Annotated in this window: 17 protein-coding genes; 7 read left to right on the top strand and 10 right to left on the bottom strand. The window is 67.2% G+C overall.

The window, feature by feature from the left end:
• Positions 1-62 precede the first annotated feature (62 nt).
• The 3 genes from AC1DBX_RS02800 to AC1DBX_RS02810 all read right to left on the bottom strand — a co-directional run bounded on the left by AC1DBX_RS02800 (position 63) and on the right by AC1DBX_RS02810 (position 2,422).
• Positions 63-839 carry an SDR family oxidoreductase gene (locus tag AC1DBX_RS02800; RefSeq protein WP_476855909.1) on the bottom strand — a complete coding sequence of 259 codons (777 nt, stop codon included), beginning with the start codon at positions 837-839 and terminating at the stop codon, positions 63-65.
• Between the two features lie 148 nt (positions 840-987).
• Positions 988-1,407 (bottom strand): Hsp20/alpha crystallin family protein, encoded by a 420-nt coding sequence (locus AC1DBX_RS02805; protein ID WP_028275538.1) that lies wholly within the window; start codon positions 1,405-1,407, stop codon positions 988-990.
• Positions 1,408-1,696: 289 nt separating this feature from the next.
• Positions 1,697-2,422: a beta-ketoacyl-ACP reductase gene (locus AC1DBX_RS02810; protein WP_476872119.1), complete on the bottom strand. Its 726-nt coding sequence runs from the start codon at positions 2,420-2,422 to the stop codon at positions 1,697-1,699.
• Positions 2,423-2,572: 150 nt separating this feature from the next.
• Between AC1DBX_RS02810 and AC1DBX_RS02815 the strand changes: the two genes are divergently transcribed.
• From AC1DBX_RS02815 to AC1DBX_RS02830, 4 genes are read left to right on the top strand one after another with little or no spacing between them, the layout of a single operon-like run.
• A complete protein-coding gene (locus tag AC1DBX_RS02815; protein ID WP_028275536.1) occupies positions 2,573-3,037 on the top strand; it encodes a DUF3099 domain-containing protein in 465 nt (154 codons plus the stop codon).
• Positions 3,034-3,327, top strand: a complete 294-nt coding sequence (locus AC1DBX_RS02820; protein ID WP_476849638.1) for a hypothetical protein — start codon at positions 3,034-3,036, stop codon at positions 3,325-3,327. Before AC1DBX_RS02815 ends, AC1DBX_RS02820 begins: the two co-directional genes overlap by 4 nt.
• A complete protein-coding gene (locus tag AC1DBX_RS02825; protein WP_476849637.1) occupies positions 3,328-4,206 on the top strand; it encodes an SURF1 family cytochrome oxidase biogenesis protein in 879 nt (292 codons plus the stop codon).
• A gap of 3 nt (positions 4,207-4,209) precedes the next feature.
• The gene (locus AC1DBX_RS02830; protein WP_230011473.1) at positions 4,210-4,689 is read left to right on the top strand and encodes a YbaK/EbsC family protein; all 480 of its coding nucleotides are present in this window, start codon (positions 4,210-4,212) and stop codon (positions 4,687-4,689) included.
• A gap of 95 nt (positions 4,690-4,784) precedes the next feature.
• Here AC1DBX_RS02830 and AC1DBX_RS02835 read toward each other — a convergent pair whose 3' ends face one another.
• The gene (locus AC1DBX_RS02835; protein ID WP_476855914.1) at positions 4,785-6,383 is read right to left on the bottom strand and encodes an ABC-F family ATP-binding cassette domain-containing protein; all 1,599 of its coding nucleotides are present in this window, start codon (positions 6,381-6,383) and stop codon (positions 4,785-4,787) included.
• Between the two features lie 327 nt (positions 6,384-6,710).
• Between AC1DBX_RS02835 and AC1DBX_RS02840 the strand changes: the two genes are divergently transcribed.
• From AC1DBX_RS02840 to AC1DBX_RS02850, 3 genes are read left to right on the top strand one after another with little or no spacing between them, the layout of a single operon-like run.
• The gene (locus AC1DBX_RS02840) at positions 6,711-7,358 is read left to right on the top strand and encodes a biotin transporter BioY (RefSeq protein WP_476849634.1); all 648 of its coding nucleotides are present in this window, start codon (positions 6,711-6,713) and stop codon (positions 7,356-7,358) included.
• Entirely contained in the window at positions 7,355-8,161 is an 807-nt protein-coding gene (locus AC1DBX_RS02845) for an energy-coupling factor ABC transporter ATP-binding protein (protein ID WP_476931032.1), read from the top strand. The genes AC1DBX_RS02840 and AC1DBX_RS02845 overlap by 4 nt, the downstream gene beginning before the upstream one ends.
• The gene (locus tag AC1DBX_RS02850; RefSeq protein ID WP_476849632.1) at positions 8,158-8,790 is read left to right on the top strand and encodes an energy-coupling factor transporter transmembrane component T family protein; all 633 of its coding nucleotides are present in this window, start codon (positions 8,158-8,160) and stop codon (positions 8,788-8,790) included. The genes AC1DBX_RS02845 and AC1DBX_RS02850 overlap by 4 nt, the downstream gene beginning before the upstream one ends.
• Positions 8,791-8,868: 78 nt before the next feature.
• On the opposite strand, the gene AC1DBX_RS02855 is transcribed toward AC1DBX_RS02850, so the two are convergent.
• The 6 genes from AC1DBX_RS02855 to AC1DBX_RS02880 all read right to left on the bottom strand — a co-directional run bounded on the left by AC1DBX_RS02855 (position 8,869) and on the right by AC1DBX_RS02880 (position 14,020).
• A complete protein-coding gene (locus AC1DBX_RS02855; RefSeq protein ID WP_476855917.1) occupies positions 8,869-9,858 on the bottom strand; it encodes a cyclase family protein in 990 nt (329 codons plus the stop codon).
• Entirely contained in the window at positions 9,855-10,112 is a 258-nt protein-coding gene (locus tag AC1DBX_RS02860) for a hypothetical protein (protein ID WP_476931033.1), read from the bottom strand. The genes AC1DBX_RS02855 and AC1DBX_RS02860 overlap by 4 nt, the downstream gene beginning before the upstream one ends.
• A 12-nt stretch (positions 10,113-10,124) precedes the next feature.
• Positions 10,125-11,462 (bottom strand): TRAP transporter large permease subunit, encoded by a 1,338-nt coding sequence (locus tag AC1DBX_RS02865; protein ID WP_476855919.1) that lies wholly within the window; start codon positions 11,460-11,462, stop codon positions 10,125-10,127.
• Between the two features lie 81 nt (positions 11,463-11,543).
• The gene (locus AC1DBX_RS02870; protein ID WP_476855920.1) at positions 11,544-12,332 is read right to left on the bottom strand and encodes an NAD(P)-dependent oxidoreductase; all 789 of its coding nucleotides are present in this window, start codon (positions 12,330-12,332) and stop codon (positions 11,544-11,546) included.
• 20 nt (positions 12,333-12,352) lie between these two features.
• Positions 12,353-12,982, bottom strand: coding sequence for an RraA family protein (locus tag AC1DBX_RS02875; RefSeq protein ID WP_476872551.1), 630 nt, complete (start codon positions 12,980-12,982; stop codon positions 12,353-12,355).
• 36 nt (positions 12,983-13,018) lie between these two features.
• Positions 13,019-14,020 carry a tripartite tricarboxylate transporter substrate binding protein gene (locus AC1DBX_RS02880; RefSeq protein WP_476931034.1) on the bottom strand — a complete coding sequence of 334 codons (1,002 nt, stop codon included), beginning with the start codon at positions 14,018-14,020 and terminating at the stop codon, positions 13,019-13,021.
• Positions 14,021-14,045: the final 25 nt, after the last annotated feature.

The following is a 14,045-nucleotide window of genomic DNA, read 5'->3' on the forward strand; positions in this document are numbered from 1 at the left end:
GTCAAACATTGCCGGGACGTGCCTTCTCTACGCGCCATCCCGGCGCGCGTGGCGGCCTGAGCCTAGCTGGAGCTCTTATCCGCTGCCTGGTCTGCGGTCTTACCGAAATAATCCGCACCGCCAACGTATTCCGTGTGGCCGGTTTCGACCTCGGCCGAGGCCATCTTGGCGACCTCCGCGGCAAACTCCTTGACCGAGTACAGCTTGCCGGCTTCTGCGCGGCGGGCCTCGATGGCGCCGGGGTTGGACCGGTCAAGCAGGGTGGCCGTGACGGTGCCCTCGATCATGTCGCCGGAGACGACCACGAGCGTGATCCCCTTCTCGGCCAGGTTCGGGACCAGTGCCCGGAGTGCATCCTCGCCGGCGCGCTTGCTGCGGGCCACGGGCTCGTACTCGGGCATGGTGGGCACCGTGTCGATGAAGTGGGCCTGGTGGCTGGTCACGAAGACCACGCGCGAGCCGTGGGGCATCAGCGCGACGGCGGCGTTGAGCATGTTCACCTGGGCGTCGCGGTTCAGCTTCAGCGCGTAGCCCTCTTCCATGCCCGTCTCCATGCCGCCGGAGGCGTTGAGGACCAGGAGGTCGAGCGAGCCGAAGTTCTCCATCGCGGCGCTGGCGAGGGCCTGGACGCCTTCCTGGGTGGTGAGGTCCGCCCCGACGGCCGCGGCACGGCCGCCGTCGGCTTCGATCTCGGCGACGACCTTGTTGGCGCGCGGCGCCTTCTGGCGGTAGTTGACGACGACGGCCGCACCCTCGGCGGCGAGGATTTTGGCCACTTCGGCGCCGATTCCGCGCGACGAACCGGTCACGATCGCAGTCTTGTTCTCCAGCAGTCCCATACGAGCTCCTTTGTTCCAAACGTCCAAATACTGTGGGTCTGCAATCCATCATGCCAGCGGACCGCGCCATTACAGTTGTTCAGCATCCACAAAGAAGCCCCGGCGGCGTAGTTCCGTCGTCACGTGGCTTGAACATGCCGGGGGTGGGTCAGCCGCGGTCGATCCGGATCTTCGTCGTCGCTTCACCGGTCACAACCTTGGGCGCCGGTGCGCGGACTTCCAGGACGCCGTCCTTGTACGTGGCGGTGATGTCTTCTTCCCTCACCCCTGCGGGCAGCGCGATGCTCCGGGCGGCCCGGCCGTAGCGGAACTCCGAGCGGTAACCGTCCTTGCTCTTGTGCTCGGACGACTCCCGCCGCTCCACCGCAATATTTAGCACGCCCTCGCCGACCGAGACGTCGACGTCCCGGTCCGGGTCGATCCCCGGCGCTTCCGCCCGCACCACCAGGGTGGTGCCCTCCTGGAACTGTTCGATCTTGATCCCTGGCGCTATGGACAGATCACCGTCAAGGAAGCGGCGGACCGGTTCCAGCATGTCCGAGGGCGTCCATTTGCTGAGATCACTCATGATTTCCTCCTGCGTCCACGCCCCTGCCGCGGCATGGTCAGGGGCTGTGAGCCCATTACACGCTCCAGGAGCCCCGGAGCCAAGGGCAAAAAGGCCCGCCGCGGAACCCGGCACGGTTCCCGGCCCGGAAAAGTGTGCGTCTCCAGTGGCCCGGTCCGGGTTGCAATAGACAGCGGACTCAGAACAAGCGGACACAGAACAAGCGGACACAGCACAGCGGACGACGGCGGAATCCGCCGTCGTCCGCTGTGCTCCGCAGGAGTCCTGTGTCGTCCTGCTGTGTCAGGGGCTAGTGGCCCATTCCGAGGCCGCCGTCGACCGGAATGACCGCACCGGAAATGTAGGACGCCTCGTCGCTGGCGATCCAGCGCACGACGTTGGCGACCTCGGAGGCCTCGGCGAAGCGGCCGGCGGGGACCTTGGTCAGGTAGTCCTTCTGCGTGGCCTCGGGCAGCTCGGCCGTCATGTCGGTGTTGATGAAGCCGGGCGCGACGACATTCGCGGTGATCCCGCGTGCGCCGAGCTCGCGGGTGAGCGACCGGGCGATGCCCACCAGGCCTGCCTTGGAGGCGGAGTAGTTGATCTGGCCCGGCGCGCCGTAGAGGCCGGAGACGGAGGAAATCAGCACCACGCGGCCCTTGCGCGCCCGGATCATGCCCTTGGATGCGCGCTTGATCACCCGGAAGGCGCCCGTGAGGTTCGTGTCGATCACCGAGGTGAAGTCGTCTTCGCTCATCCGCATCAGGAGCGTGTCCTTGGTGATGCCGGCATTGGCCACAAGGACTTCCACCGGGCCGTGGGCGGCTTCGACTTCCGCGAACGCGGCGTCCACCGACGCTTCGTCTGTGACGTCCGCTTTGACGCCGAGGATGCCCTCGGGCAGCGGCGATTCGCTGCGGAAGGTCACGGCTACCTTGTCGCCGTTGGCCAGGAAGGACTCGGCGATGGCCAGGCCGATCCCGCGGTTTCCGCCGGTGATCAGAACGCTGCGGCCAGTGGTGGATGTGTCAGTCATATGGGGCTCCGGGATTCTGCGGCAGGGAGGGCCGCGTTGGGGGCTGGAATTTTCCTGCCTCCGATCTTAGCGCCCGGTGCGCTTCCGTTTGGGCGGCTCCGCCGATGGTGAGAGAATCGAAGTAAGCCTTGGGAGCGTGATCTGACAGCCGTGACACTCAAAAACCGACCCGGTGCTCATGTGCCCGGGAGGCCGGACTCCGAGTCCGGCGGTACCGAGGTGCACAGCATCACCGACGCCGCTGCTGCGCACTCGGACGAGATGCACCAGCGGATGGTGAAGTATGCCATCGCCATGGGCATCCGCATGGTCTGCCTGATCCTGATTTTTGTCGTGGATGGCTGGTTCAAGCTCCTGCCGATTGCCGGCGCTGTCTTCCTGCCCTGGGTGGCGGTGGTGATCGCCAACGGCAGCGACAAGGCGGAAATCCACAGTGACTCGCTCCTGGACTATGCTCCGCTCGCAGAGCTGGACGCACCGGACACCGCGGGCCCCGCCGGGCAGGATCCAAACGGGCAGGATCTGAGCGACGGCGCAGATGGTTCAGGGACGCTGCTGCAGGGTGAGCTGATCGAAGATGAGAACGACGACGACCACGGACGGGCAGCTTCATGAATCTCTTTGACCTGGCCGGGACCGGTGGGGACAAGGCCGCGGCCCCGGGCACCGTCTGCTCGCGGAAAGCCTGCCGCGCGGCGGCGGAATGGCAGCTGCTGTGGAACAATCCCAAGATCCACACCCCGGAGCGGCGCAAGATCTGGCTGGCGTGCGGGGAGCACCGCGCGTGGCTTGAGGACTACCTCCAGACGCGCGGACTGTGGAAAGAGACTGTGGTCCTCGGCGCAGAGAACGTCCCCCTCCCGCCAGTGACCGCCCCTCTCGACCCGTCAGGCAGGATCGGCTGAATGTACCGCTTTCTCTTCTCCAGTAAATGGCTGGGGTACTTGTTGCTGGCCGCGATTTTCGCTGCCGGCTGCGTTGGGCTGGGCCGGTGGCAGATGGACCGCCGCGCCGAGACCCTGGCCGAAATCAACCGGGTGGTCTCCAACTACTCGGCCACCCCCGTGCCGTTCGCCGATGTCCGCGACCAGTTCAGCCGGCTGAATCCGGAGCGGGAGTGGACCCAGGTGGAACTGAAGGGCAGCTACGACGCCGCCGGCCAGCGCATTGTCCGCAACCGCCCGCTCAACGGCCAGCCCGGCTACGAGGTGGTGGTCCCCTTCAAGCTCCAGTCCGGCGAAACCGTGGTGATCGACCGTGGCTGGCTGCCCATCGGCAACAACACCCCGGGACGGCCCGACTCAGTGCCTGCCCCGCCGCAGGGGCCGGTGACGGTGGTTGCCCGCCTCAAGCCGGCCGAGCCCGAGCTGCAGCGCGGCGCCCCTGACGGACAGCTGGCCTCGATCGACCTCTCCGCCTATTCCGGGCAGCTGGGCTATCCGCTGCTGACGGGCGCCTACGGACAGCTGGCCTCCGAGTCGCCGTCGGTGCAGGACATGCCGTTCCCGTTCCCTAAACCGACGACTGATGAGGGCACCCACCTGTCCTACTCCCTGCAGTGGTTCGCGTTCGGCGTGCTGATGTTCGTCGGGTTCGGCTACGCGGCCAGGCAGCAGGCCCGCAACGCCGCGATCGACGCGGAGGACGCCGAAGCCGAGGCCGCCGAGGGCGTGTTCCTGCACTCCAGCGGCCCGGTGGCCCGCCGTCGTCCTGCTCCGCGGAAGCGCAAGAACGCGACGGCGGAAGAAGAGGAAGACGCCATCCTCGACGCCCAGGGGTTCTGAGCGATGAGCCCTGACGCCTTTCCCGGCCCGGTGGCCAACGTCAAGCGTGCCCTCACTGCCCTGGGCGCCCAGGACACCGTGACGGTGTTCGACGCGAAGGTGCCGACGGCGGCAGCGGCCGCCGCTGCGCTGGGCTGCGATGTCGCGGCGATCACCAACAGCCTGGTGTTCGAGCTCGAGGGCACCCCGCTGCTCATCCTGGCCAGCGGCGCGGCCAAGGTGGACGTCCGCAAGGTCGCGGACCGGCTGGGCACGGGCAAGATCCGCCGTGCCTCCCCCGAGTTCGTCCTGGCCCACACCGGCCAGGAGGTGGGCGGCGTCGCCCCGGTAGGCCACCCGGAGAAGATCCGGACTCTGCTGGATGAGTCGTTGTCGGCCCATCGCGTGCTCTGGGCGGGCGCAGGGGACCACAACTCGATGTTCTCGATCAGCTACGCGGACCTGCACCGGATCACGGGCGCGGAAGAGATGCCGGTCCGCTGACCCGGCTGCCTCGCTGCTGGGGCCACCCGGCTGCCTCGCTGCTGGGGCCGTTTTCAGTGCCGGGAACGGCCCCGGCTGCGGGTCGGTTGGGTGACTTACGCCAGCGTGATGAGGTCCAGGTAGTCTTCGTTCCAGTGGTCCTCGATGCCGTCGGGAAGCAGGACGACACGCTCCGGGTTGAGCGCCTCGACGGCTCCCTCATCGTGGCTGACCAGGACGACGGCGCCGGTGTAGTTGCTCAGGGCCCCGAGGATTTCGGCGCGGCTGGCGGGGTCCAGGTTGTTGGTGGGCTCGTCGAGGAGCAGCACGTTCGCGCTCGAGGCCACGATGGTGGCCAGCGCCAGCCGGGTCTTCTCGCCGCCGGAGAGCACACCGGCGGGCTTGTCGACGTCGTCGCCGGAGAACAGGAATGAGCCCAGGATGTTGCGGACTTCCGCGTCGTTCATGTCCGGGGCGGAGGAGCGCATGTTCTGCAGGACGGTGCGGTCCACGTCGAGCGTCTCGTGCTCCTGCGCGTAGTAGCCCACCTTCAGGCCGTGGCCTGCAACGACTTCGCCGGTGTCCGGCTTGTCGACGCCGGCCAGCATCCGCAGCAGCGTGGTCTTGCCGGCGCCGTTGAGGCCCAGGATGACCACCTTGGACCCGCGGTCAATGGCAAGGTCGACGTCGGTGAAGATCTCCAGCGAGCCGTAGGACTTGCTGAGGCCGTCCGCGGTGAGCGGGGTCTTGCCGCAGGGTGACGGATCCGGAAAGCGCAGTGCTGCCACGCGGTCGGTCGCGCGGACGGCTTCGAGGCCGCCGAGCAGGCGCTCGGCACGCTTGGCCATGTTCTGGGCGGCGACGGCCTTGGTGGCCTTGGCGCGCATTTTGTTGGCCTGGTCGATGAGGACCTGGGCCTTCTTTTCCGCATTGGCCCGCTCACGCTTGCGGGCGCGCTCGTCCGTTTCGCGCTGGTTGAGGTAGCGCTTCCAGTCCATGTTGTAGAAGTCGATCTGCGCGCGGTTGGGGTCGAGGAGGAAGACCTTGTTGACCGTCGCTTCGAGCAGTTCGGTGTCGTGGCTGATGACGATCAGCCCGCCCTGGTGGTTCTTGAGGAACTCACGGAGCCAGGAGATGGAATCGGCGTCGAGGTGGTTGGTGGGCTCATCGAGGAGCATGGTTTCGGCGTCCGAGTACAGGATGCGCGCAAGCTCGACGCGGCGCCGTTGTCCACCGGACAGGGTCTTGAGCGGCTGGTTCAGCAGCCGGTCCGGCAGGGCGAGGTTCGAGCAGATCGCTGCCGCCTCGGCTTCGGCGGCATAGCCGCCGGCGGCCAGGAATTCGGATTCAAGCCGGTCATAGCGGTTCATCGCCTTGCGCTGGACCGTAGCGTCCTCGCTGGCCATCTCTTCGTGCGCCAGGCGGAGCTTGCCCACGGCAATGTCCAGGCCGCGGACGGACAGGATCCGGTCCCGCGCGAGCTGCTCCATGTCCGGGGTGCGCGGATCCTGCGGCAGGTAGCCGATTTCGCCGGTGCGGGTTACCTTGCCGGCGGCGGGCAGGCCCTCGCCCGCAAGCACCCGGGTCAGCGTTGTCTTGCCTGCACCGTTACGGCCGACCAGACCGATCTTGTCTCCCTTGTCGATCCGGAAGCTCACCTGGTCCATGAGGAGGCGGGCGCCGGCGCGCAGTTCGAGATCCTGGACGGTAATCAATGCAGCTAAGGCCTTTCACAACAGGGAATGCCGCGGCACGACGGGTGGAGTCTGGGCGGGGCCGGGGCAGGGCGATGCGAGAGCACGGCCTCTGCAAGTCTACCGGCACCACCCCGGCTCCCTGACATTGGCACGTATGGCAGCAGGCAGCCGCCGTCGCGATGCTGGCCCGGCCGGCTGGCCGTGTTCATTGGCGGTGCCCTCCAGCAACCGGGCCGCGCGTTAGTGGGGCGCCTACAAAAAACCGTCCGCGCGGCGGCCGTACAGTCAATATCACAATCCATATTTCCGCCGCAGCCCCCTGAGCAGCACCCCGACAGGAACATCATGACGCAAACCGACCGTCCCGCCGCAGCCAGGACCCCGCGCCGCCGGGTCCGCTGGAATGCCACCGACCTTGGCCTCATCGCCGTCTTCGCCGCCCTGGTGGCCGCTTCGGCACTGATCGCCGCCATTCCCGTAGGCGGCCTCGGCGTGCCCATCACGCTGCAGACCCTAGCCGTCATGCTCACGGGCCTGGCCCTGGGCCCTGGCCGGGCCTTCGCCGCCGTCGGCCTGTACCTGCTCCTGGGCTTCGCCGGCTTGCCGATCTTCAGTGGCGGCCGCAGCGGGCTGGGCGTCCTCGCCGGACCCTCCGCCGGCTACATCATCGGGTTCCTGCTGGCCGCCACGGCCGTCGGCTGGCTGACCGTCGTCGTGCTCAAGCGCACCGCCAACCGCAAAGGCAGACTGCGGGCCATCCTCTTGTTCGCCGCCGCCATGGTGAGCAGCATCGTCTTCATCCACGGCCTGGGCATCCTGGGCATGATGGTCAACGCCAAGCTGGACTTCTCCAAAGCCTTCCTGGCCGATCTCGTGTTCTACCCCGGCGACATCATCAAGAACGTCCTGGCCGTCAGCATCGCCTTGGCCCTGCACAAGGCCTTCCCGGACCTGCTGCTGCGCCGTGTCCGGACGGTTGACACCCGCCCGTGAGCATCATCGTCCTGGACCGGGTTTCGGTGCGGGTGCCGGTTGACGGCCGCCCCGCACCCAAGACGCTGCTCCAGGAGTTTTCGCTCGACCTGACGGAACGGCGGATCGGGGTTATCGGGGCCAACGGCTCGGGCAAGTCCACCCTCCTGAGGCTCCTGAACGGCCTCGTGGCACCCAGCGACGGCACCGTGAGAGTCGACGGCGCCGATACCGTCCGGGCCGTCCGGGAGGTCCGCCGCCGCGTGGGCTTCGTGTTCACCGACCCGCTCTCCCAGCTCGTCATGCCCACCGGACGCGAGGATGTGGAACTGTCCCTGCGCCGCTCCATCCGCAACGCCACCGAGCGCAGGGCCCATGCGGAGTCGGTCCTGGAACGCTTCGGCCTCCTGCCGCTGGCGGACCAAAGCATCTACGAACTCTCCGGCGGCGAACGCCAGCTCCTGGCGCTCGCCGCCGTCCTGGCCGTCGATCCGGAGGTGCTGGTCCTGGACGAGCCGTCCACGCTGCTGGATCTGCGGAACCGCGAACTCCTGCGGCGCACGCTCGCCGGGCTCCGCCAGCAGGTGATTCTGTCCACCCACGACCTTGAGCTGGCCCTGGACATGCACCGCGTCCTGGTGGTGGACGCCGGGAAGGTGGTGTTCGACGGCGAACCGGCGGCCGCCGTCACCCGTTACCGTGCCCTGTGCGCGGCGGGCCTGCCAGCGGCTGACGGCGTCCCAGCAGGCGGTGGGCTCGGCGGCGTAGCCGGCGGCCGGCTGGAGCGGGCCGTGCCCGACCAGGCCCGGCGGGAGCAGGCGTGAGCGGCCACGGCTTCCTGCTGGCGGCGTATGTGCCGGGCTCGTCCCTGGTCCACCGTGCGCCGCTGTGGCTGAAGTTCCTGCTGGTCGTTGGGTGCGGAATGACGTCGTTCCTGATCGCGGACTGGGCCGTGTCGGCCGTCATGCTGGTGCTGCTCTGCGGACTGTTCCTGCTCAGCGGGGCCGGCCCGGCCCGGCTGTTCCGGGCGGTGCGTCCGGTCCTTCCGGTACTCGTGGCGATCGGGCTTTTTCAATGGTGGCAGCTGGGCGCACCGACCGCCGCCCGGATCGTCCTGAACGTCCTGGTCTGCGTCGTCGCGGCGTCTATCCTGACCGCCACCACTCCTGTGCAGGCACTCCTCGACGGCGTGGCGTCGCTTGCCCGGCCGTTCCGGCGCTTCGGTGCGGACCCGGAACGCTTCGCCCTGACCATCGCCATCATGCTCCGCAGCATCCCGTTCGTTGCCGGGGCCTACACGGACGTGCGCGACTCGGCCCGGGCGCGCGGACTCGAACGCAACCCGCGGGCCCTTGTGTTGCCCGTCTTCATCAGCACGGTGGCCTTCGCCCGGCAGACCGGCGAGGCCCTCGCCGCCCGTGGGCTGGGTGAGCCGGAGGACCCGGAAGACTAGGCCCGGATGGCCGGGCCGCGGTTCCGCTGCCAACCCAGTGGACATGCCCTCCCCTGGCCGCAGCCAGTGGACCTGCCCTCACGTCGCTGCGGTGGCGTTCGCAGGTGACCCGGTGCCGCCGGTGATGTTCAGCGGTTTGATGCTGACGAAGGCGTCCCAGGTTCCGGTCTTCTTCATGTGTCGGCTGAGGGGTCCCAGCTTCCAGAGTTCGCCGAGCGGCATGCCGAGTTTGGCCAAGAGCTGTTGGTGCATCATGCCGTGGTCGTTGGGCGCCGATAACAGAAAGGGGCTTTCGGGAATGACGGGCAGGCATTCGAGGGCGAAGTTGTCGGCGGCAATCAGCGCGAGGCGGTGGTCCCAGGCCCAGGCGACGAATTCCTGTGATTGGGCGATGCCGGTGGCGCGGCGGCTCTCCCGGGTTTGTTGCTTGTCCGCCATGGTCAGGGCCAGGAACCATTCACACCATCCGGTGTGGAGCATGAGGATGTCGCCCGGCTGGATGGTGAGGGATTGGGCCTGGATGGCTGCCTGGATCAGGTCAAGCCCGAGGGGCTCACCTGCTGTGTGGTCAATGGGAGTGCCTTCGCCGGTGCGGTAGCCGTCGAGGTCGACGAGCACTCCCCTGCCGACGATGGGTTTGTCAGCCCATTCCTGGATGCCGAGGTCCGGGGTGCCTTCCGTAATCCGGTCATCGCGGGTGCCGTTGTAGAAGCCGATGTCGTCTGCCCGGCGGTGCCGGAGCCCGTCGACCTGCGTGGATCCCTGGAGGTAATACCCGTCCAGGTAGTCGTCCCGGTGGGCCGGGTGGGAGGAGTAGATGGTGTGACGAGGGGCGCTGCGCTTGAGTGACATTCCGGGATCGAAGGCATCGGCCGGGTAGTCCAGGCCGAAGACCACGCCGGTCCTGATGCAGTTCCTGGCCTCCAGGGTGGTGTCCTGCGTGATGAAGGACGGCGTTCCGCGGTCAGGTTGGGGAAACAGCCCCCACGACGTCCCGGATAGCGCGCCCTCCCGTTCGAGAAGTTCGGCGAAGGACGGGTAGGTTCCGGATTCCCTGGTGTCGGTCATCGCGTCGCTGCCTTCTGGGGAGTCTGTTCCTTGTTTTCGGAGCGCTTGTAGTTGAGGAAGAACCCGGCGATCGCACAGATCGATGCCGCAAGGCACATCGGGGGCTTGACGGATTCGTTGAAGAATACGAGCCATTCGCTCTGGCCGGCGGCAAGGGCGATGGCCTGGCCCGTCACGAACAGGACTCCGCCGGCGAGGAGGGCGGCGAGGCTCACGATGAAGATGACTTCGATGGCTCGTCTGATCTTGTGCATGTCGCGGTTCCTTTAGATCGGCAAGATGCCGAGGATGATGAGCACGCCGATGCCCAGCAGGGGCAGGGCGTAGTGGGTGAGCAGTCGGGCGAAGGTTTTGATCGGGTCCACGTCCGCGATGCCGCAGGCGACATACAGGGGCGCGCCTCCGGGGGGAACGGCGGCTTCGCAGGATGAGAAGACGAGCACGGCGACGGCGGCGGTGGTCGCCGGAACACCGGCGCTAACGAGTGTGGCGACACCGACGGTTCCGACGGCGGCCATGGTGGCCGTGGCGGAGAGGGGCGCGGCGACGGCGATGACGATCAGCCCGATGAGGATGGCGAGGAGCCACAGGGGCAGGTTCATCCGGTTGAGCAGTGCCGTCATTTGCTGGGGCAGGCCGGTGGCGGCGAGGGCGTTGGCGCCGGCGAAGGCGAAGACGACAGTGATGCCGACGATCCCGAACCTCGGGGCGGACTCCTGCAGCAGGGTCCACCAGCCCCGGCCGCTGCGTGGGAGGTTTTTTCGGCCGAGGACGGCGCCGGTGATGATCAGGACCACCGGGATCCAGACGATGATGCTCAGGGACTTGGTGATGTCTCCGCCGGTCCAGTCCGACAGTGCGGTGGCGATGAAGCCGGAGGTGATGATCAGTGGGATGGCCACCACGACGAACAAAAGCAGCGTGGCCCAGCCGCGGCCGAACGCCGCCCGGACCGGCAACCGGTGCGCGGCATCCAAGGGTGTCATCCCGCTCTTGCGGATCAGCAGCCAGGTGACGATCAGCCGGTGCAGGAAGCACCACAGCCCGCCGATGAACAGCGGAAGCACGAGTTCATTGACGTTGAGCAGGGGCCCGACTGTGGCGGAGCCGACCAGGACGAACATCGAAGCGCTGAACGGGAAAGTGATGCCCATTCCGGCGTTTCCCGCGACGAGGGTCGCGGCCGCGGGCTTGTCGAGCCGGGACTTTTCCATCCACGGGATGGTCACGGAACCCACGGTCGCGGCGATCGCCGCCTGGTTGTGGACCACCCCGCCGAGGCCTGCCGACGCCACGGTGGACACCCAGGCGGGGCCTCCCTTGGTACCGCCGATCAGTGAGTTCAACAGGTCGATGAGCCGGTCCAGCACTCCGGTCTTGTCCAGCAGGTACCCCATGAAGACGAACGCCATGGTGGCGTAGACGATTTCATCAGTCACCGCCGTGTAAAGGGAGGACCAGCCGATCTGCGCCGCTGTGACCCCCGTGAAAGGCAGGACGACCAGGAATCCGAGGATCATGGCCTCTCCAACGCTGCGCTTGAGAAGGGTCGTCCACAGCAGGATGACGGCCAGATAGGCTGCCAGGGCCCAGATGCCGATCATGCTGCTGCTCCTGACGGGGTAGTGCTGGTTTGCGGATGGTTCATCATTGATTCCTGTAAACGATTCTGCCTGAGGTCGGGGTCAGCGCAAGGCCGGCGCCGCCTGTGCTGATTTCTCGGCGATGCGCGTAAGTGCCGCAGCGGAGGCTGTGGTCATTTCGGCGGGGACTCCGAGGTCGGTGAGGTAGCCGGCAGTGTCCTGCATCTCCTTGGAACGGCGCAGGGCGTGCTTGGCTGTGCCGGTGAGGAACCTGTCGATGACTGCCTGGCCGTCCCCCGCCAGCTGCCTGGCGATCTGACTCCGGATCCAATCTTCCAGTCCCGCGGCCCGTCCCGCCGTGACGGCTTCGACCACCACGGAGGCCAGGCCTTTCATCAAGACGCTGCGGAGCAGTTTGTGGGCCATCGCGGCCCCGGGCTCGCCGTCGGCGATTTCGACCTCGGCACCAAGCGGCGCCAGGAGATCGGCAACGGCCCGGGACCCCGGGCCACTGACCATCAGCGGGGTCTTCTCGCCCAGCGCGGCTACGGGCCCGAGGATGGCGACGTCAACGAAGAGTGCCGGACTGGGCAACTGCCCAAGTTCCCGCATGACGTGCGGTGAGGACGAGGTGAAGTCGGCATAGCAGCTGCCCTCCGGCAAAACGGGCAGGCATTCCTGGGCCACACTGCGGGCTGCGGCCGCTCCGGTGAGGACCAGGACAACGTCTGCGCCAAGGCACGCCTCGGCCGCGGTTGCTGCCCTGGTGACGCCGGCCGGGGTGGATGGTGCGACGGGATCAAATCCTGTGACGCTGTGGCCTGCCGCAATGAGTGCAGTCGCGTAGGTGGCTCCGGCTTCGCCGAGGCCGATGATGGTGCACGCGGTCATAGTTTTCTGTCTTTCTTGCTTTAGTGTCGGTCGGCGATGATGGCGGCCCGGCGGGTGGTTTCGTCGTCGAAGACTGCTTCGGCGGCTTCGGCTACAGCAATTGCCTGTTCCCTGGGGATGACGACGACGCCGTCGGAGTCGCCGATGATGATGTCCCCGGGCAGGACGGGGATCCCGCCGAAGGAGATGGGCGTGCCGAGACGGGAGGGTCCGTTCTTGTATGGTCCGGCCGGGGTGATGGCGCGGGCAAAGACGGGCATGCCGATCTCGCGGAGGGCTTCGGCGTCGCGGGCTGCCCCGTCCAGGGCGAAGCCGGCGAGGCCAAGATTGATGGCCCGTTCGCCGATGAGCTCGCCCAAAAGTGCCCGGGATTCGTCTCCGCCGCCGGCGACGACGATCACGTCCCCGGCGCGGGCGAGCTGCAGTGCGCGGTGGATGCCCTGGTTGTCCCCGGGGCGTGTCCAGACGGTGAAGGCTGGTCCGGCGAGGCGGGCGCCGGGCCAGATTGCCTGAATGGCTGAGTCCGCGATTCCGAGGCGGTCCATGGCGTCGCCGATGTTGGCGGCGGGAAGTTTGGCAAGGCGGCCTATCAGGTCCCGGTCGGGGCGGACGAAGTTTGCGTCGATGTCCTCAAGGACAGGAGTTGTCATGGTGGATTCTTCCGTGGGTGGCGGCTGGTGGTTGGACTAGTCTTTTTTCTGGACCAGCGGGAGGACCTTCTTGAAGTCCTCTTCCTGTCCGGCCCAGAACTTCTCGTAGTCGGTGCCGGAGAGGTAGCTGGTCTGCAGGCCCAGGGCGCTCATCTTTTCCTTGACGGCAGGATCCTCGATGGCCTTTTGGAGGGCGGCTTCCAGCTTCTTGGCAACGGCGTCCGGCAGCCCGGCCGGTGCGGAGTAACCGCGGACCGTACCGGCTTCCACCTCATAGCCGGATTCCTGGAAGGTGGGAACGTCAGGCAGCGAGGGTGAGCGTTCGGCGGTCATGATGCCCAGGACCCGGGCCTTGCCCTGCTTGGTCAGGTCGGTCACGTCACTGACGTTGGCAACGAGGACGTCCACGTGCCGGCCGAGGAACGCGGTGGTGGCCTGGGAGGCGCCTTCGGAGAAGTGCACGGGGGCGAATTCGGAGCCGGTGGTTTCCTGGATCTGGGCCAGGGCGAAGTGTTCGCCGGTCTGCAGTCCGGTGGTGCTGGCGGTCATGGATTTCGGGTTTGCCTTGGCGGCGTCGAGGAGTTCCTTCAGCGTCTTGTACGGGCTGTCCGGCTGGACGGCAATGACGGCGGGGTCGATGACCTGACGGCCGAGGGGCTGGAAGCTGGCGCGGGTGTATTTGGCGCCGCGGGCCGGGTCCAGCGGTGAAACGACCACTGACGGTGAGCCGGTCGCGCCGATGGTGTACCCGTCGGGCTTGGCGCTGGTCAGTGCCGTGTAGCCGATCTGTCCGCCGGCGCCTGGCTTGTTGATGACCTCGACGTTGGTGCCGAGTTCCTTCTCCAGGATCGGCTGAACGAGGCGGGCTGCGGTGTCCACGGCTCCGCCGGAGGAGAAGGCAACAATCAGGTCGATGGACTTGCCCTTCTTGGGGAAGTCCTCCCCTGAGGTGTTGGAGGCGCTGGCGTTGGCGCCGCAGCCGGTGAGGGCGATAAGTGCTGCTGCTGCGAAGGCTGCGGTGATTATATTGCGTGACAAGGGTCTTCTCCTTTGAAGAAATGCG

This window comes from Arthrobacter sp. 10N44_2, from assembly GCF_056394385.1.

Excerpts from the sequence above, each read along its gene's own strand:
- AC1DBX_RS02800 (WP_476855909.1), bottom strand. The coding sequence starts at position 839 with ATGGGACTGCTGGAGAACAAGACTGCGATCGTGACCGGTTCGTCGCGC.
- AC1DBX_RS02805 (WP_028275538.1), bottom strand. The coding sequence starts at position 1,407 with ATGAGTGATCTCAGCAAATGGACGCCCTCGGACATGCTGGAACCGGTC.
- AC1DBX_RS02810 (WP_476872119.1), bottom strand. The coding sequence starts at position 2,422 with ATGACTGACACATCCACCACTGGCCGCAGCGTTCTGATCACCGGCGGA.
- AC1DBX_RS02820 (WP_476849638.1), top strand. The coding sequence starts at position 3,034 with ATGAATCTCTTTGACCTGGCCGGGACCGGTGGGGACAAGGCCGCGGCC.
- AC1DBX_RS02825 (WP_476849637.1), top strand. The coding sequence starts at position 3,328 with ATGTACCGCTTTCTCTTCTCCAGTAAATGGCTGGGGTACTTGTTGCTG.
- AC1DBX_RS02830 (WP_230011473.1), top strand. The coding sequence starts at position 4,210 with ATGAGCCCTGACGCCTTTCCCGGCCCGGTGGCCAACGTCAAGCGTGCC.
- AC1DBX_RS02840 (WP_476849634.1), top strand. The coding sequence starts at position 6,711 with ATGACGCAAACCGACCGTCCCGCCGCAGCCAGGACCCCGCGCCGCCGG.
- AC1DBX_RS02855 (WP_476855917.1), bottom strand. The coding sequence starts at position 9,858 with ATGACCGACACCAGGGAATCCGGAACCTACCCGTCCTTCGCCGAACTT.
- AC1DBX_RS02860 (WP_476931033.1), bottom strand. The coding sequence starts at position 10,112 with ATGCACAAGATCAGACGAGCCATCGAAGTCATCTTCATCGTGAGCCTC.
- AC1DBX_RS02865 (WP_476855919.1), bottom strand. The coding sequence starts at position 11,462 with ATGATCGGCATCTGGGCCCTGGCAGCCTATCTGGCCGTCATCCTGCTG.
- AC1DBX_RS02870 (WP_476855920.1), bottom strand. The coding sequence starts at position 12,332 with ATGACCGCGTGCACCATCATCGGCCTCGGCGAAGCCGGAGCCACCTAC.
- AC1DBX_RS02875 (WP_476872551.1), bottom strand. The coding sequence starts at position 12,982 with ATGACAACTCCTGTCCTTGAGGACATCGACGCAAACTTCGTCCGCCCC.